This is a genomic window from Chryseobacterium sp. WG14 (assembly GCF_024586945.1).
Taxonomy (GTDB): Bacteria; Bacteroidota; Bacteroidia; order Flavobacteriales; family Weeksellaceae; genus Chryseobacterium.
On sequence record NZ_JALCZD010000010.1, the window covers coordinates 1 to 18,789 of the forward strand.

General features: G+C 36.4%; 14 protein-coding genes and 2 pseudogenes. All 16 read right to left on the reverse strand.

The annotated features are described in order from the left end of the window. Positions 1 to 218, reverse strand: a pseudogene (locus MP478_RS15995) (hypothetical protein); the annotation flags it as partial. A 363-nt stretch (positions 219 to 581) separates the two neighbouring features. Then, the gene (locus tag MP478_RS16000) at positions 582 to 905 is read right to left on the reverse strand and encodes a hypothetical protein (protein ID WP_257200973.1); all 324 of its coding nucleotides are present in this window, start codon (positions 903 to 905) and stop codon (positions 582 to 584) included. Between the two features lies 1 nt (position 906). Beyond that, positions 907 to 1,491, reverse strand: a complete 585-nt coding sequence (locus MP478_RS16005; protein ID WP_257200974.1) for a hypothetical protein — start codon at positions 1,489 to 1,491, stop codon at positions 907 to 909. Between the two features lie 138 nt (positions 1,492 to 1,629). Next, positions 1,630 to 1,815, reverse strand: a pseudogene (locus tag MP478_RS16010) (RHS repeat-associated core domain-containing protein); the annotation flags it as partial. 194 nt (positions 1,816 to 2,009) lie between these two features. Then, positions 2,010 to 2,183 carry a hypothetical protein gene (locus MP478_RS16015; protein ID WP_257200975.1) on the reverse strand — a complete coding sequence of 58 codons (174 nt, stop codon included), beginning with the start codon at positions 2,181 to 2,183 and terminating at the stop codon, positions 2,010 to 2,012. A gap of 240 nt (positions 2,184 to 2,423) precedes the next feature. Then, entirely contained in the window at positions 2,424 to 3,005 is a 582-nt protein-coding gene (locus MP478_RS16020; RefSeq protein WP_047495325.1) for an Imm53 family immunity protein, read from the reverse strand. Between the two features lies 1 nt (position 3,006). After that, on the reverse strand, positions 3,007 to 4,392 hold the full coding sequence (locus tag MP478_RS16025; protein ID WP_257200976.1) for an RHS repeat-associated core domain-containing protein: 1,386 nt from the start codon (positions 4,390 to 4,392) through the stop codon (positions 3,007 to 3,009). A gap of 214 nt (positions 4,393 to 4,606) precedes the next feature. After that, complete coding sequence (locus MP478_RS16030; RefSeq protein ID WP_230038520.1) at positions 4,607 to 5,071, reverse strand: hypothetical protein; 465 nt, start codon at positions 5,069 to 5,071, stop codon at positions 4,607 to 4,609. Between the two features lie 5 nt (positions 5,072 to 5,076). After that, entirely contained in the window at positions 5,077 to 5,433 is a 357-nt protein-coding gene (locus tag MP478_RS16035; protein WP_230038519.1) for a hypothetical protein, read from the reverse strand. A gap of 110 nt (positions 5,434 to 5,543) precedes the next feature. Beyond that, positions 5,544 to 5,789 (reverse strand): hypothetical protein, encoded by a 246-nt coding sequence (locus MP478_RS16040; RefSeq protein WP_257200977.1) that lies wholly within the window; start codon positions 5,787 to 5,789, stop codon positions 5,544 to 5,546. Positions 5,790 to 5,795: 6 nt separating this feature from the next. Beyond that, positions 5,796 to 6,599: a hypothetical protein gene (locus MP478_RS16045; RefSeq protein WP_257191395.1), complete on the reverse strand. Its 804-nt coding sequence runs from the start codon at positions 6,597 to 6,599 to the stop codon at positions 5,796 to 5,798. A gap of 305 nt (positions 6,600 to 6,904) precedes the next feature. Continuing rightward, positions 6,905 to 7,363, reverse strand: coding sequence for a transposase (locus MP478_RS22610; RefSeq protein ID WP_373691721.1), 459 nt, complete (start codon positions 7,361 to 7,363; stop codon positions 6,905 to 6,907). Beyond that, on the reverse strand, positions 7,326 to 7,595 hold the full coding sequence (locus MP478_RS16050; protein WP_257200978.1) for a hypothetical protein: 270 nt from the start codon (positions 7,593 to 7,595) through the stop codon (positions 7,326 to 7,328). The genes MP478_RS22610 and MP478_RS16050 overlap by 38 nt, the downstream gene beginning before the upstream one ends. 3 nt (positions 7,596 to 7,598) lie before the next feature. Beyond that, positions 7,599 to 8,120, reverse strand: a complete 522-nt coding sequence (locus tag MP478_RS16055; RefSeq protein WP_257200979.1) for a transposase — start codon at positions 8,118 to 8,120, stop codon at positions 7,599 to 7,601. Between the two features lie 357 nt (positions 8,121 to 8,477). Beyond that, complete coding sequence (locus MP478_RS16060) at positions 8,478 to 8,990, reverse strand: hypothetical protein (protein WP_257200980.1); 513 nt, start codon at positions 8,988 to 8,990, stop codon at positions 8,478 to 8,480. Then, positions 8,956 to 18,789, reverse strand: a complete 9,834-nt coding sequence (locus MP478_RS16065) for a SpvB/TcaC N-terminal domain-containing protein (RefSeq protein ID WP_257200981.1) — start codon at positions 18,787 to 18,789, stop codon at positions 8,956 to 8,958. The genes MP478_RS16060 and MP478_RS16065 overlap by 35 nt, the downstream gene beginning before the upstream one ends.

Sequence of the window (18,789 nt, forward strand, 5' to 3'; positions counted from 1 at the left end):
GTCTGTTTCCCATTAGGGTCAGTATAATTTATAGGGCTTTGATAACAATAAATATACGGATTATTATTCCCAGAATTATACACTCCAACATTATGTTCCCCATCAATATAATGCTCTGCATTATAGAAAGGATTGTAGTCCGCCAGCGGATCCACATTCAACCAAAGGCTCACTCTAGGGTTATAATATCTCGCACCATAATAGTAATACCCAGTTTCATCATCCTGCTCCTTACCATTAAACTTATAAGGTGTATTGTAAGAGTTCTTATGATTTTGCCTCTTTCCTTATTTATTGTTTTTAAAAGAATCGGCGAATCTCCTCCGTCGATTTCTACAAAGACCTCTCCACTTGGGAAATACTCGATATTCTGGGTTACTTCACCGTCTAAATCGGTAATAAAAGAACTGCTGCCTATCCCCTGGCGCGAGCTTCAAGCTCGTACTAAACTCATAAAATTAGCTAATTTCGTGAAATATCCTTTCTAATCATATTCTAAAACACGAAAAATGATCATAATAATATTCCTTTTATTCTAGACACGAGCAAGATGCCCGCGCTAGCAAGGGGAATTACAAGTCTTATTCATCGCTATTTAAAATGTTAAGGATTTCACGGGCTTTATTACGGGCTTTATTCCAAATAGAATTATTAAGTGTTGAAAAAAAAAATAATCTCCCTTCATCTATTTCATCTAATATTTGCTCTAACTCAAAAAAAGCTTTCTCAAGATTAGGTTTATATAAATATTCATCTTTCAAATATTTCACATCCTCATAATTTAACAAAATCTCTTCAGCATTCTCATAATCTACATCTTTAAATAGTCCTTTTATATAATTCTTTTGCCCAGAAGGATCCTTAGAAATTATTTGTAATGATTCAATTAACTTTTTATTTTCCATACTATTTACCTTTTATTGGTTCAGATTTTACATTTCCATTTGATACTCTCCAATAAGGGGCCCCCTCTTTTCTACCATATTTTGAACCGGGATTATATCTTATATATTTTCCTGTTGGATTTCCTTTTGGATCGTATTCTGTAGCCTTGTATCCACCACCTTTATTACTTCCTCTTTTGAGAGTTTCAGCTTTCCAATTATTAGGTAGTTCAACATTAGTTATAAAGTTCTCAGCAGATTGATTTTTCAACAGATTCGGATTCTCCAAAACTTCATTTACACTACTGTATCTAGAAGTTGATGCTCCAATTGCTCCCATCATTACAGCTCCGCAATTACAACCTAATTCAGAAATAGATTGCCCAGTTATAGATCCATCGTTATAATTTTGAGGGCGTTTAGAAGTGTCATATATATCACTTCCTATTTTAGCAGATGAATTAAATGTGGCGTGATGAGCTTCATTATTGTTAATAGCATCCAAGTTATTAATAGCCTTAATATAAGCCCAAGCAGTTGTATTATCTTTGAAATAAAAACTGTCATAACCAATATTAACTTGAACTCCTGAGACAGGATAATTCATCCTAGTATATTTACTTAAGCCATATGCAAGATTGAACGACGTTGATCCCGTACTTCGGCTCGATACATTCCAACCTCCAAGATATCCACGATAAGACAGAATTAACATTCCTGGTCTTGGATCTCTTCCATCAGGGTCAACAAATTTAATAGGACTGCTAAAAGCATACTCATAAGGTGAGCGTTCTGCAAATTTCTCTGCCAATGGGTCCACATTCAACCAAAGATTCACCCTTGGATTATAATATCTCGCTCCATAGTAATAATACCCCGTCTCATCATCCTGCTCCTTACCATTAAACTTATAAGGTGTATTGTAAGAGTTCTTATGATTTTGCCTCTTTCCTTATTTATTGTTTTTAAAAGAATCGGCGAATCTCCTCCGTCGATTTCTACAAACACTTCTCCGCTTGGGAAATACTCGATATTCTGGGTTACTTCACCATCTAAACCGGTAATAAAAGAACGCCTACGCGACAGTCTGGCTCGTTCGCTAAAAAGGTCCACCGGACCTTTTCTTTACGCTCCGCCCTCCAGGTGATCAGGATGATACCAATACGTATCTTTCTCCTCTACACCTGTATACGAAGGTACACAATTTTCATTATAGCCTGCATTTTGTCCATAGTTAGGGGGAGGCGTAATTCCATTTGCTGCCATAATCGCTAAACTGGCAGCAGTATTGGCCTCCAACTTTTCTTTAGCTACCGCTTTTTCATTGATTGCTGCACTTCCTGCTCCAAAAGGAATAATCAGCCATCCGCAATTAAATTGCCCTACATCTTTTCCTTTTCCTAATTTACTGTTGATACGCTGGCTGGCTGCATAGATTCCTAAATTTAAAAATTTGTGTATATAAACAAAACCACCACAATTTGCGGTGGCTTCGTTTTATCTACAGACACGAGCGAGACGTTCGCACCAGCGGGGCTATCATACATTCGATTGAATAACTATAGCTGGAGAATCATAAAACATTTCAGACTTATATTGAACTTTTTTATTTATTAAACCAAGAACAATATTTTTGAGATTTTCTTCATTAAGATTTTCAAGCATTTCAAATTCTTGAACATTCTTAACTTTTATTTCATTAATAAAGTCTTCCTCTAATGAAATCACTAAAAATGTTTGATAGTCAATTGAGATAGCTTGTAATGGTAAAAATATATCTAATGAATTTTCTAATCTATGTTGATAAAATATACTATATATAACATCCTTTCTATTTGACATTTTAAAAAAATCATTCAAAAAAAATTCTATGACATATTCAATTCGATTCAGAGAACAATAAGATGTAAAATATTTACCATTTGATGATATTTTATACCAATCCATATCATCAATAAAGCTATCATGTTCATATATATAGTCTTCTAATGAAGTACGAACAATAGGTATTGATATACTCCAACCAGGGTTATCTGTTGTTGATATTTTCACACTATATTCATGTTCCCAATCTCCATCAGATTGAGCTTCTAACCATTTTTGTAAATTTAATAATGTCATTTTATTTTCCTTTAAATCTGTTGTTACGAGGATATTCTTCTGACGTAGGTTTTCGAACTGGAGTTTTTTTATCCTTAAAATTAATATGTGGAGTTGTTATTCCATTATGATCAGCTCCATCAGTACCATCCTTTTGACCTCCATCAAAACGTTTCTTAGGATTAAAATGACCTGTTTTTGTCTTTTCATAGGTTTCGTATTTATAAATATCGCCATTGTCATCTGTTTCAAATGTACTATGATCTCCAAAAGCACCTTTATCTGGTTCAAGCTTATTATCTTTTCTCTTAGAGGCATTTAAAATGATAATTCCTTGCTGTTCTTCTTTTGGAAAAGTCCTAATAGTTAATTTGTCTTTCTTAGCAGCTGGATAAATTTCTGCTCTTAAAGATTCTTTTTTATCCCTAAATATTTCCTCTCTTGTTATTTTGGGACTCTTAGCTGGAATTGTCTCACGATATACAGGAGGAGTTTCATATCTTGAAAAGTCAGCTTTTTTAGCCGCCTCTGAAACATTATAAGCTGCTACAACAGCTACAACAGCTCCAACCAAATAGACTACGGCTGGTATTTCCCAAGCTCCAGTCTGTTTCCCATTAGGGTCAGTATAATTTATAGGGCTTTGATAACAATAAATATACGGATTATTATTCCCAGAATTATACACTCCAACATTATGTTCCCCATCAATATAAGCCTGATCATTCATAAACGGATTATAATCCGCCAATGGGTCCACATTCAACCAAAGACTCACTCTAGGATTATAATATCTCGCCCCATAGTAATAATACCCTGTCTCATCATCCTGCTCCTTACCATTAAACTTATAAGGTGTATTGTAAGAGTTCTTATGATTTTCTACAAACACTTCTCCGCTTGGGAAATACTCTATATTCTGGGTTACTTCACCATCTAAACCGGTAATAAAAGAACTGCTGCCTAAGTGATCAGGATGATACCAATACGTATCTTTCTCCTCTACCCCTGTATACGAAGATACACAATTTTCATTATAGCCTGCGTTTTGTCCATAGTTAGGGGGAGGCGTAATTCCATTTGCTGCCATAATCGCTAAACTGGCGGCAGTATTGGCCTCCAACTTTTCTTTAGCTACCGCTTTTTCATTGATTGCTGCACTTCCTGCTCCAAAAGGAATAATCAGCCATCCGCAATTAAATTGCCCTACATCTTTTCCTTTTCCTAATTTACTGTTGATACGTTGGCTGCCTGCATAATAATGCTTGGTATAATTCAGAATATACTTTCCGGTTTGCTGATCTAACGTAAGAGCGGCAGAAAGCATACCATTCGGGTAGATTGTATACCTGTTATTGTTTACTATACTTTCATTTCCTCCTGTATTAATAATAACGGCATCACCCAATACATTTTTGATAATTCTTTCTCCTCCGGCATCATAAGTATAGATAGATGCTCCGTCTACTTCCGGAGTGGAAGGATTGGTATCTACAAAACGAAGACGGTTCTCTTCATCCCACAGATCCTATAAAAACAAAACCCTCACTATTGTGAAGGCTCTATTTTTTTTTGCTGGGTAAGAGCTGGAAGCTCATACCAGTGAAAGGAGAATATAATTTTTAACAATCAATAAAATACTTTTTGAAAGCACTATTCTCTTTTAATTGAGGAAATGAAACAATTAATTTATTCAATGTTTTTTTTCTGAATTTTTTGTAGCTCTGTTTAAAATCATCATAATTACAATTGATCTTAAATAACCCGGCATTACTCTCAGAAATTACTAATTCATTAGTATGCTCATTATAAAGGTAATCAAGACTATTACTATAAAAATCATACGATACAGTAAAAGCCTCATTATTTCCTTCATCAATATGAGAAAACATAGAGTCAAATTGATTAATGTAATCTAAAATCCCTGTTTCAAGTATTATTTCTTTTCTCTCCCCAGTACTATAATGAATATGTATATATATAACTCCACTGAAGCTTTTTTTCAAATCGTATATATCATAGTATTTAATTTTAATATTATCAAATATCTCGTTCTCTAATTTATATTCAAAAAAAATTGAATTCATATAATTTATTTTGTAGGATAAGCATTTTTAACATTCCCTGCATTATCGAAATATACAGTAATTGTTTTTGTTTTATGGCTCATTATTTTAGTCCTTTCTATACCATCTACCACGTTTTTCACTTTCGTATCATAAGTCCCAATTACTTCATCAAATTCATATATTACTTTATAATTATCTTTAGTTCCACTATGTTTGCCTTTCGTTATAGCTTCTTGAACTAATTTTTTGACACTTTTTGTATTACTCAATGCTTGTGAAAAACGACTGCTTTCTCTACCAATTCTTGATTTAAAAAAATGTCCCGCTGCAATATGTTCTATTGCTGTAGTTCCATAATCTGCAACAAAGAAAGGTTTCAAGAGTTTATACTATTATAGTTAAAATATATCAAATGAGTTGATAAATTTTAAATTATGATTTTTTTAAAATCAGCTATATATTATTTGAAACAGATTAGCCTTATCAATAATTATTTGAATATTTTTTTTATTGACCAATATAAAAAGGTTATTAGCAAAGACCCTCCTACTATTATTATCCACCAATAAGGCAAAACCCAAAAAATAAAATATTTTATAGAATTAATAAGGTATGATGGCACATTTTTAGAAGGATAAACTATTTGGAAGGCATCATCTGTAAGTCCTAAAAAACAGGCAATTACTGATAATACTATAATGCTTATAATAAATACATTAAAAATTGGTTTTTTCATATTACATTATTTTGCTGCTTTTCCAGATTGGACATTTCCATCTTGAGGATTTAATTTTTGAAATTGTACATTCCATTGATTAGGAGAATAATTTTTACCCTTATAATTGACACCTTTAAATGTATCATTTTTATTTAATAAAACTTTGAATCTAAAACTAGACATAGGTCTCTCATTATCTCCTGCTAAAGAAGTATAAGGAGAGCCATCTGCTCCAGAAGCACCTAAAAATAAAGAATTTCCTTTTGTATCTGTGATGAATGTTTCATTTGATGGGAACTTATCTCCATAAACAGTTCCTTCAATGTCAAAACTTTGTCCTTTCATTACATTTGAAACATTAAAACTCACATTTGTATCAATATCAGGAGATACAATTCCCCATAACATGGCTTTATTCGATCCATACATATGTACATAAAATGATTGTTTATTGCTATTATAGGCATTACTTCCTTTAACATTTGTAGGCGAAGTAGCACTACTAAATTCAGTTCCCAGCCAGTCTGAATGAGTTATATGAGGTGTCATGGTCATACTTCTATTATCCAGATTAATTTTTGCCGTAGCAGCAATTCTATATGTATCTGATTGACTTGTAGAAAATTTTCTATTATTTCCATCTCCTTCGAACCCCATTCCAAATCTATTAAATGGTGCAAAACTTCTGGTTTGCATAAAAAATGTTTGTTTGCCATTAGGGTCAATATATTTAATAGGATTTTGGTATGTATAGATATATGGATTTAGGTTTCCAGAATTATACACTCCACCATTATGTTCCCCATCAATATAAGCTTGATCATTCATAAACGGATTATAATCCGCCAGCGGGTCCACATTCAACCAAAGACTCACTCTAGGGTTAGTGATCAGGATGATACCAGTAGATATCTTTCTCTTCCAAGTCTATATACGAAGGTATACAATTTTCATCTTGCTGTAAAGAGGCTGTCTCAAAAGTGTGGCAACCTCTTTTTGTTATTGCTCAAAGTCACAGACTTTGCGCAGCGGGTGACTGGACGAACTAGAAAGTTTACCCGAAGATGAAAAAAAACACGTATTCCACTACATGGATTTAATTAGTCATTCCTTAAAAAGCCACCCATTTAGTTTCAACAAAAATATTGGTTTTGTTTTTTGATAAAAGGTTGAATACTATTTGAATCCACAAAATTATTTGAGCTTTGATTTGATTTAATTTTAATTTTAAATTGTAGCCAATTCCTGCTAATAGGTAGGGCATTATGAATATCTCCTGCAATACCTTTTAGGAAGTTTAAGCCCATAGAATGATTTCTTTTTAAATGCGATATTGTGGGTTCAATCGCGGCTCTCGCCCGGAATCTTTTTCTCCCAATTTCTTGCTGATATTTGGTGGTTGCTTTTTTGTTTTGCGGAATTAATATTTGGGTATTTTCAACTTCCTTTATTCCTCGGAATCCACGATCTGCACTTGCAGTCTGGGGTCTTGTTCCGCCAATTAATTCTCGTACTCTTTGGCTTTGGGATAAAGATTCTTCTAAGGTTTTGCTGTCATGAGGGTTGCCGGAAAATCTTTTTATCGAAGTGATTACTCCTGTTTTGGCCTCTCACAACAGCTATCTTTGTCCCAAATTCATAAGATTTATGGGCTTTTCCTTTTGCAATACACGCAGTTTGTGGCTCATGTAAGCTGTAGATTTTATCTTTCGTATTTCGTTCCTGGGTTACTATTTTCTTAAATTTCTCAAACTCCAATTTGTAATTTCCCAAAACATCTTCCGGCATTTTTCTTTCTAATTCCCGAACCAGTCTTTTTCCCAACGTTCAGAGCTTTTTCCTTGCCATTACTGCCTTCTTTTTCCGCCTCAGATGATGACCGAAATACGCATCCCGAAGCAATTGTTTGCTCACTCTTTTGTACGTCTGTCTTTGTTTAACACCTTCTTTTTTAGCAATTTTTATGCAATTGTCAATCACTTTTTTAGCCAATTTTGCATCCGTCGGGAAAGTGATATTTTTCTCCTGAACCGTAGTGTCAATCTGAACTTCTTTCTCAAATTTTGCCTCTCGATGAAGATTTACACTTTGGCTCAATAAATATTCTAAACCTTTTTCGCCAATACGTTTTCTAAAATGTACAAACTGACTTGGATCAAAGGGGCCTTCAGTTTGAAAAAAGGTTTCCCCTGTAAAATATTGCCAATAGGCGTTCTCAATCCATCGTTCCACAACACTCTCATCACTTTCTTTAAACATCTCTTTTAAAAGCAATAAACCAGCAACTTTTCGAATCGCAACACACGGTCTTCCTTGGGTTGAAAATAATTTTTCAAACTCTTGCTCCATTTTATCCAATCAATCTCATTGGACAATTTCACCAACGGATGATCCATATTAATGAGTTCCGTGAGTCTCGTTTTGAATAAATTCTGCTGTAAATCCGGTTTAATCTTTCCTAACATTTTGCCAGTTTTTATACTGTAAAATACCGCTTTTTGGCAAGTATTCCTAATGATTTTTTGATTATTTTATCACTAAACAATTGAATTTAAAATAGTTAAAATGTTTTTAAGGGATGACTAATTATTAGAGACTACAAAACTAAAACTACTTATGGTAGATAACAATAAAAACCACCGCTATTGCGGTGGTTTCTTCTTTTTATCATCCCAAAGTCACAGACTTTGCGCAGCGGGGGACAAATTACTCATAAACCAAACTATCTCTTGGACTTAAAATTCTTACAACTTTATATATTTTATATTCATTATCAAAGAAAAGGCGAATACCTGTATTCCCAGAAATAGATGTATATAAATATTTATTAGGTCCAATGTTTCTTATTGATACATTCACTTTCCCATCAAAAGAAGGCATAGGCATAGGGATATTATATGTATAGTTATCATTATATTTAATCAACACTTTCCTGTAGTCCCTAATGCTATCGTTATTAACCAAGTCAACATCTTCATAGTACCCATCTTCTTTTTTTGTCAGATAATTTTTTGATTTATAATATTTTCCATTCTCAAATGTTGTCAATACTTCCTCAATTCCATTAGAACGATAGCTAAAGAATATAGTATTTTTAGGATTAATATTATTTTTCAATAAAACGCTATTCTCTTTATTTTTTTCACAAGAGATGATAATGAAAAACAACAATCCAAGCAAAACCCTAATCATTCTTATAATTCTTATAGTTTTTTTCATAATTCTTATGGCTTGAATCAAAGGTTTGTTGGTATTTAAGATTCCTTTTTATTAAATCTTTTTTCATACTGTCATATTTTTTATATCCAGAATGTTTTAAGTTCTGATCTCTTAGAGAAATATGATCTTCTTTTCCTTGGTCATTTTGTTTTAGGTATTGATTAAAGCCTTCGACACCAGTTTCTTTAAGCTTTTCAAGATATCCTTCATATGAGTCTCCATGAACTAGTCCCTCATGTCCCATTACTTCTACAATACCATCATATGCTTTATCATCACCAGAGTCTAAATAAATATTTAAATTTAACTTATTGTCATTTTTTGCTTCAAAAACTGCCATTCCGTCCCATGGCTGGCCAGTAGCTCCTGTAGCGTATGCTTTTTCCATTTGAGTAGCATCATTCATATGCAGATCAACAATATTCAACGTTTGATCGCTATACTTCCCATTCTCGTAAGCACTAACCCCTGCAAATGATTGTCCTTTCTTTAAAAACTGTCTAAAAAAAGCGGTACCAGCAGCTGTTTTACCAAACTCATACATAGACTTTAATGTTGTATTAGACAAATAACCTTTTGTCATCCTTGGTCTATTAGTATTTCCATTTTTAAACGAATTTATTAACCATGGAACAATATCTCTCCCATCAGGATCAACATACATCAAAGGATTATTCGCTGCATAAATATAAGGAGACATTGAAGGATACTTCTCCGCTAATGGATCGACATTATACCAAAGGCTAACCCTTGCATTATAATATCTCGCCCCATAATAGTAATACCCTGTCTCATCATCCTGCTCCTTGCCATTAAACTTATAAGGTGTATTGTAAGAATTTTTATGGTTTTCTACAAACACTTCTCCGCTTGGGAAATACTCGATATTCTGGGTTACTTCTCCGTCTAAACCGGTAATAAAAGAACTGCTGCCTAAGTGATCAGGATGATACCAATACGTATCTTTCTCCTCTACACCTGTATACGAAGATACACAATTTTCAGTATAGCCTGCATTTTGTCCATAGTTAGGGGGAGGCGTAATTCCATTTGCTGCCATAATCGCTAAACTGGCGGCAGTATTGGCCTCCAACTTTTCTTTAGCTACCGCTTTTTCATTGATTGCTGCACTTCCTGCTCCAAAAGGAATAATCAGCCATCCGCAATTAAATTGCCCTACATCTTTTCCTTTTCCTAATTTACTGTTGATACGTTGGCTGCCGGCATAATAATGCTTGGTATAATTCAGGATATACTTTCCGGTTTGCTGATCTAACGTAAGAGCGGCAGAAAGCATACCATTCGGGTAGATTGTATACCTGTTATTGTTTACTATACTTTCATTTCCTCCTGTATTGATAATAACGGCATCACCCAATACATTTTTGATAATTCTTTCTCCTCCGGCATCATAAGTATAGATGGACGCTCCATCTACCTCCGGAGTGGAAGGATTGGTATCTACAAAACGAAGACGGTTCTCTTCATCCCATAAGTACTTTGTTTTAGGTTCTGTTGCTTCACAGGTTTGCTGAGCAATGGCTGTAGGGTTTCCTTTTTTATCATAGGTATAGTTCTGGAACTTCACCTGAGGATTGTTTACATCACAGCATAAAGCACCCGGCACATTAGGCTCATCTACAATGGTTGTTGGCGCATGAGGTTTTGTGCTTTCATATTTGTAGTTCAATCGGTAAGAACTCACTTCTATAGTATTCCACACATTCCCGGTATTTCCCATCGCTTTTTCATGCTTTTGGGTTTTACCCATCACATTATGCATGTTGTCGTAAGCCATGGTAACGGTGTAACGCTGACGTTCTTCCTGGCTTTGCGGATTGATGCCACGCCAGTTTCCACTTGCAGAAGTCAGTCTGTATAAATCGTCATATCCATAAGTATGGTTGGTCCCTCCACCCAATAATCCGGCCTGTGCTACAGGAGCATTGTTATGGATCTGAAGAACATTACTTACCACATCATACTGATACAGGTTCTTCATAAAGTAACGGTTACCGGGAGTCTGGGCATTCATTTTCAGCAGTCTTCTTCTCTTGGTCTCATACTCATAGCTGGTTGCTGTTCCGTTTCCGTATTTCAGGAATACTCTCTGGTCAAATTTATCATAGCCTAATTCATTAATGATATTTCTGGTGAAACCATCTTTTACCGAAGCCATATTCTTAAGGTTTCCGGCCAGGTTGTAGTTATACGTTAGTTTTTCTCCATCCGGATAGGTAATCGTTTTCACACGGTTCCAGGTATCGTATTCCCATTCTGTACCGAACCAGTATACTCCTGCTCCCGGAACGGCTACTGAACGGCGCTGATGGGTAAGTTCTCCCAATCTACCGTATTTCATATACTGTGTTCCGGTAGCATCTACCTGATACCATAGCCTGCCTACCGAATTATTATCCATAGCTGAAGCGTCCATCGCCTGGCCATAATAGTATTCCACTGTATTTTCAGGATATTTTGGATACATCACAGCATTCAGACGGCCAAAATCATAGGTGTAAGTAACGGTTTCATTTTCAGCATTGGTTCTGGAAGTCATATTGCTGGCAGCATCATATACAAAGGTGGAAATTCCGCTGTCCGGATGGGTCATGGATGTTCTTCGACCTAAATCATCATAAATACTGGTTGTCAGATTATTCTGTACATCTCTTACTTTTAACAACTCGTCAATAGCATCATGGGTGAAGCTTGTAAAAATATCTCCGGTATTGGAAGGTTCATGTACAGTTGTTGTACGCCCTTTAATGTCTGTATACGCTTTCTTGATCGTTCCTAATTCATCCGTCATAATAGTACGGAACATCAGTCTTCCTTCGCGGTCATTTCCAAAGCCATATTCCATTTCAGAAATCAGATCTTCATCCGGTAATTTAGTGGTAAGGACTCTATCCAGTACATCATACGTATTGATGGTAGGAACAATATTATCTACCGTGGCATCATAAGTATATCCTGAAGCCTGTGCTTCTGTAGGGTAATATGTTTTCAGAGCTCTGCCGAAAGCATCCTGTTCTACTTTTCCGGAAACCACATATTTAAGGCCTTTTTGGTAGAGATCTGCCGTCTTTTTCACCTGTACGGGGCTTCCGAAACCATCAGAAATACTTACGGTATTAATGGTATTGTTAGCATTATCAGGATCATAATGACGGGTTACGGCATAAGATTGTGCCCCTGTAGCATTCAATGGTGCATCGTTGACCGGTTTATATTCAAACTGTATCGTCCATGGAATATCGTTGAACATTTCATAAGGACCGGTAATTTCAGTTGTTCTTCCCGCTGCATCGTAAGCATACTGTGTCGGCTGCAGATTCATATCTTCAGTGAAGACAGGGACTCCAAACCGGAAGTCATATTCTGACTTGCTGCTGTATCCGAAGGCATCTTTTACCATCGTTGGATAAGTCGCTACATTAGAATCATAGGTATACTCATGGAAGAAGCGTTGTCCCTGGTGGTTCACCGGACCGGTTGCTTTTTTAATATTTCCATAGATATCATACTCATAATTATTGACAGGATTTCCGGGGCCTACCATGGTAATGGCAGTAACATTTCCTTTACTGTCATACTGAGCTGTTCTTTCCCTTACTACCCCTGCAGCAGTTGACTTTACCCCTGTAGGCAGGATGAGATAGTTTGAAGCATTGTCTGTAACCTGATATGTTATAATAGAAGTAAGCACTTCTCCGGCTCCGATCTGAACGTCTCCCGCATCTTTATTCTGTTTCAGGTTACCATAATTGTCATATACCATTTCTGTAGAGGTAGATTTACCTGCAACCGCCTGCCCTTCATAGAAGCTGGAAGTGGTTTTGTCCAGTGCAGTAAAGTAGGCATAATTCGTCAGCGATTTTTCTCCTTCTTTCACTGGCAGATTAGTCGCTACCGTAGCCGTATTATGAATCGTCCTTAAGGTAAGCGTATTATTTTTCTCCGTCCATTTTTTCCCTGCTGCATCGTATAGTATTTCAGATAATAAAGATCCTTTTAGGAAATAAGAATTATTATTGAAAACCTGGTCGGTATATCGGTAGATTTCTGTAGCAGCAGCTCCTCCATTTCCTGTATTGATCTGATTGGTTCTTACCTTCTCAAATCCATAAAATGTTCTTTCTCTTCTGCTATGGTAAGGATTTTCGTAGGTTACAGTAATTTTGGAAGCATCCGGTCTGAACTGATTGTCTCCGGTAAACCCATCATTTGTCACCACAGAAGTCATGATCCATTTGCTTTGCGGCAAATCATAAGTATTTCCTGTTCTTTCGTAGGTTACCTCCCAGGATCCACCCATTGGAGTGGTTACTTTTTTGAGGAGGTTGGTAGTTCCTATCGTGGAATACTTTACAAATCCTGCTGTATTACTGAAATTACCATCTCCATCTGCCTGTGATTGTAATAAATCCGGGAAGCCGTCTCCGTTCAGGTCTACTATCTGCTGCTTAACGTTACTGTCTCCTTCCCCAAAGCTCGTACTTGGGTTTACTGAAATTTTAAGAGAATTTCCGGTAGTGCCGATAGGAATAAGGACAGACGCCGTAACTCCTACATTCATATTAAATCCCCGGGAAACATCCTGCTGAATATTGAATGCAGCATTCCATGGAATGGCAACAAAGCTGTTTCCTGTATTGATCTGGACGCTCAGATTTCCGCCCGAACTGGTTACCAGATCTGCCAGACCATCATTATTGATATCTATCAGTGATGTTTTCTGATCATTAAATGTTTCAGATTTTCCGGCTCCAAAAGCAATACTACCGTTAAACATGCTTACTCCTTTAGGCAAGCCGCTTGTTATGGTTCCTCCAATGGAAGCTCCTGCCCCAAGATTAGAGGAAGTAGTGGTTCCATTTCTGAAATTATCATATGAAAGATTTTCAGGAGCGGCATAAGAGTACCCCAAATTTAACTGAACTTGTCCATTCTGAGAAACTTTATCCAATAGTCCATCTCCATTAATATCAATATAACTATAAAGAGAAAAGTCTGTGCCATCAGATGATCCTGCAGAAAAGTTAAAGCCTGGTTCAACAGCTTTTAATGCATTTTTATTACTGGATTCATTGGACTTTCCTGATAATGGATAGCTTTGTCCCACTCCTTTTCCAGAATTTTTATGCTCTGTTCTGTGTGGATTATCGTTGGCTCCTGTTAAGGTACTTCCGGAAAGCATACCGATCATATTGGTATATTGAATAGCATTTCCGTTCAATACATCAGGATAGCCGTCTCCATTCATATCAAAATAATCCAGTGTATTAATTGTACTTCCTTTCGATTTTGTATTATTTAAAGAGAAAACGGAAAACCCTCCTGAAATCCCTTCATTATCATTTGTCGTTTTTGATTGTTTAACAGGCGCGTTAAAAATGCCTGGTGTATTTGCAGGTGACCCTTGTGAAAGAACAGTCATATCATTCATTCCCATTCTTGAAGTGGAAACATCTGTACCTTGAACGTAAGTGGTTTTACTGATTCCAATATACCTTTGAACGTAATCAGGATTAGTGGGTGCATTAAAATCTTTTCCATTATAAGCGTTCATCATCATGAAAAGCCTCTGATTCAAAGGAGTAGAATCATTCTCATCAACAGGAGGAACTAATTTACCGGGATCTATAAGCTGGCTCCCATAATCTGTTAACTGATTTTGCAGTTCACCACAAGTTGCCGGCAATGTACCATAGCCTCCATGATAAATAAACTGACCCCAGCTTCTATACATAGCTCCAAACCTTGCATCATCTTTAGACAGATCCGTATTAGATCCTTCCTGATATATTTTATCGGTATCTTTTCCGTAAACATTGATTCCATGGGTTTCAAATACTGTAGGAGCAGCAGGATTTACATTTACAGACTGGCGAATTTCCACTTCCAGACTAGGGATCGTTCCATCTAATCCTTTATCAGTTTCAAGATCTGTATAACATTCCACATAATAATCATTATAACGTACAATAGGTTGTGAAATAGAAAGCTCCTGCATACTGCTCACACTACCTGTCCAATTGATGGTAGTAATGATCGGATCCACAAAGTTTCCACGCTGCATTAGTCTTTTTCTAACGATATAAGTATATCTTCCTGCCGGTTTGCCCATTAATTTTGCATATAATGAATAATTCCCGTCACGGCTACGCATATCAATCCATGGCTTAAATGTGGAAACTGTATTGGTTCTTAAATTATAAAATTGAATGTCCGGGACTACGGGTAGTTCCATATCACTTCCTTCATAATTGATAGTCAGCTTTACATTATTAAACTTTAAGTCTTCCCATTTTTCATTTAAGTCAGATTGTACCTGAAAATACAGGATATCACCTTCAGCCAAAGCACCTGTGTTAAAAAGCAGATTCTGACTTCCGGTAGTTGTGCTAGGATACTGCTGACTTCCTATGGTTGTTACCGTACCATTTGATTGTTTTCTTACAATATTCAATGTAATGTCTTTTACCGTAAGAGGCTTAATAAATATTCCCGTAACGGTTGCCGAGCTTACACTGACAGGGACTCCTGTCCCGTTTTTACTGCTTATGAGGCTCACATTGCTAAACTGGCCTAAGAGTGTTTCTGATGAATCTCTATACCAATCCTTAAGAGCACCCGGGTATGGATAGGCCATTGCAGCACTGATATAGGTAATATTCATAGGAAATTCTACAATATCCCCAACACCATTGTCCCTTGAATTTGCCCTGAAATAAAAATAATCACCCGGTTTTACCTGTATTGATGTCTGAACAACACTATATAAGCTGCTTGCAGCGTTGAGTACCGTAAACGGAACTAAAAAGCTTGAAGTATTTGTTTCTGCATTATACTGTTGCACACTTATTTTCACTCCGTCCGGGCTAGATGAAGGATTCTTTAGTCTAATTACTCCTAATATATTAATAGTTCCTTCATAAGGCGCCCGCCAAACTTTAACAACATCGTGAAGGGGGGAGTTTTTATAATCCTCCAATAGATCATTACAGTCTACAGCCGGAGTACTTATAGCAGCTCCTTTACTGATTGGGTTTGGAGTCAGTAAAACATCTGTCGTATATTTTAGAACCCCATTTTCTATCCTTCCAAAATAGACCTGCCCGTTGCTGACAATATCCTGAATTCCATCGCTATTGGCATCTGTAAAATAATTATAAGTGAGATCTTTTGTTTTGGATGTTCCTCCAGATATCCCTGCCGAAGCCAGTATTGAGGCGGTTGCCTCGAAACCAAAACTATTCGTATAGCTTTTTGAATAAGAAAAAGATTTCGAGTTTTCAGGAGTCAATAAAACACTTCCAAAAGAACTTATATCTAATCCTTTCTTTCTATATTTAAAAACAGAATTCGGAGAATTCCATTCATTCTTCAAAACCTTATCAGGTAGCCCATCTCCATCTACATCGGTTATGGTAAGCCTTCCTCCACCTTCTCCTTCAGTATACTGATAATCTCCCCCAAACGTTGCACTTTTGGTAAGCGGATTGTAGGCCTGGGTATCACCTACTTTTGCAACACCAAAGGTAAGGGCTCCACCAACCGTTGTATTTTTCGAGTCACCATGCCCCAATAATGAAGAACTTTTTATTCCTGCATCGTTAGCAACAGCATCAATTGAAGTCTCGGGTGAATACTGTGTGGTTTCTATAGTATTAAAATATTCTATTCTATTGGTATAAAATACACTTCCATTTGCGTTTTTTTCAGTAATTGCTTCTAAAAGCGATTTAGAAAAGGCTCCTTTTTTATATTGAAACTCATAACTTCTCACCTGGGTTCCATCATATGATATCTGAATGTTTCCCAGCCTTTTTGATGTTACCCTTACAAATCCAAGTCTTGCATCTACCTGTACGTCTTCTCTTTGATTGGAATCATATCCAAAATTGACCCTGTATTTCTTTAAAGAAGAATTAGCATCATTAAGGGTATATTCTATTGTATTGATATACATTTCTTTCCCCCCATTTCCAAGAGTTCCTGACGAACTGTATGTGGGCGTATCATAATTGTACTTTACATAATTTCCATTCGTATCAATTGTTTTATAAAGCGACCAGTAGCCGATATTATTTGTTCCGGGTTGCCTCAGTACCGCATTTTCTACGACGGCAGTACCATCTCCTCCAAAATAATTTCTGGTACCATCTTTACTGATCACTTCCCACCAGTAACTGGACGGGCTGCTTCCATGTCTGATGATTTTATGATACGCACCTTCTATTCTCGGATAAAACTGACGTTCTGCAGTTCTGTCTTTATCAAAACCTTCTGCACGATTTGGCAAAACGTATTTATCACCATCTTTAAAAGTCAGCTGCTCCCCACCAAAAGAATAGATTTCTGTCTCTTTTGCTCCGTCATATTTTGGTACTCCCCATCTTGTATCAATACTTATCGCAGGAGTAGAAAGATCCCAGCCTAAACCCAGCCAGCCATTGCCTCCCTCACTGCTGTAGTTTACAGATAATGACGGCTGCATTCCCTGTCTTCCGGCAGGAAGCTTAATAGGAAAACTTGTATTTACTGTTCCCATACTATTGGGTGAAGGTGCTCCTATACTCACAATTCCTGTGGATGGGTCTGCTGCTTTGATATCTTTAATAGAATTGGGAGCATAGCTGCCGGTTTCCGGAGATTCAGGTACTTTGATAATTCCTGCAACCATATCCGTAAAGTGGGTTGTTTTAGAAACCAACATCTGCTTGTCACTCATCAAAGAATCCTTTTCCAGTGCCATCCATTTTTTCTGGATATCATCAAAGTAAAAAGCCCTGATATCCTGTTCGGTATATCCTGCAGGAATTTTAGATTTGTCATAATCCATTGATACTTTTGCAGGAATGCTGAAATGCTCTCCATGAGGAAGAAAACGATACGCAAAATGCTGTTTGGTAACATTAACGAATTCGGGAGTGGTAACAGGAATATCAATATCCCGCAAAGGGGTTACTGAAAAGTTCTGTGATGTTTTCAGAATGCCTTTGTTTACTTCAAGACCTGCGCCTTCCCAATGTAATTCTCCAGCTTCTCCTGCAGCAATATTTTTTATCAGTGCTGAAGAAATAGCTTTTACCGCTTTATAAGAGGAAGGTATAGATGTATCAATCCTGATATGGACATTACGAACCTTATAGGTATATTCTGCTTCGGAAGGAATGGTAAAGGTGATTTTATTTTTCCCCAGAAGAACAGCAGAGGGCGATAATGCTTCGGAATGAAAACTCCATTGGTTATTTTTTTCCACAACCTTACCTCCCGTAGCCAATTCATCATTGATGTATTTGCTGATACCTGAGGCCTCGCTCACTCCATAAAGCTCATATTCCAGCCATATAGAAGAATTGGGTTTTACAACGTCATTCACCAACACTGTAAATATATTATCAAATACCTGGTCTATAGGATGTTCCTGGTCTTTACCAATAACCCCCTGTTTAATATCTGACCTGTATAATTTGGATCCATAGCTTTTTACATCGGATATATTAAAAGTTTTAACGCTTTCTGATGAGCTTTGAGGTATCTTCTCTACAGTCTCCTTATTGTTTACAGGAGCCTGTTCAGGTGACGAATTTCTTTCGTTTTCAGAAAAAGATAACGGAGAATGCGAAGATGAAATACTTTTATATTCCCTATCGATTGGTTTTTGCTCTTCTTTATGTAAAAAAAGACTGTTGGCCTGAGCATGGATCTGTGACCATGAAATAAGAAAAATAAAAGAATTAACTATTTTTTTCTGTCCTCTGATGAGGTTAAATAAAGATGTCTTCAT

What these genes read in the sequence shown, in the direction of transcription:
- MP478_RS16000 (WP_257200973.1), bottom strand. Translation starts at nt 905, where the DNA reads ATGGAAAATAAAAAGTTAATTGAATCATTACAAATAATTTCTAAGGAT.
- MP478_RS16020 (WP_047495325.1), bottom strand. Translation starts at nt 3,005, where the DNA reads ATGACATTATTAAATTTACAAAAATGGTTAGAAGCTCAATCTGATGGA.
- MP478_RS16060 (WP_257200980.1), bottom strand. Translation starts at nt 8,990, where the DNA reads ATGAAAAAAACTATAAGAATTATAAGAATGATTAGGGTTTTGCTTGGA.
- MP478_RS16055 (WP_257200979.1), bottom strand. Translation starts at nt 8,120, where the DNA reads ATGGAGCAAGAGTTTGAAAAATTATTTTCAACCCAAGGAAGACCGTGT.
- MP478_RS16005 (WP_257200974.1), bottom strand. Translation starts at nt 1,491, where the DNA reads ATGAATTATCCTGTCTCAGGAGTTCAAGTTAATATTGGTTATGACAGT.
- MP478_RS16030 (WP_230038520.1), bottom strand. Translation starts at nt 5,071, where the DNA reads ATGAATTCAATTTTTTTTGAATATAAATTAGAGAACGAGATATTTGAT.
- MP478_RS16045 (WP_257191395.1), bottom strand. Translation starts at nt 6,599, where the DNA reads ATGAATGATCAAGCTTATATTGATGGGGAACATAATGGTGGAGTGTAT.
- MP478_RS16040 (WP_257200977.1), bottom strand. Translation starts at nt 5,789, where the DNA reads ATGAAAAAACCAATTTTTAATGTATTTATTATAAGCATTATAGTATTA.
- MP478_RS16065 (WP_257200981.1), bottom strand. Translation starts at nt 18,789, where the DNA reads ATGAAGACATCTTTATTTAACCTCATCAGAGGACAGAAAAAAATAGTT.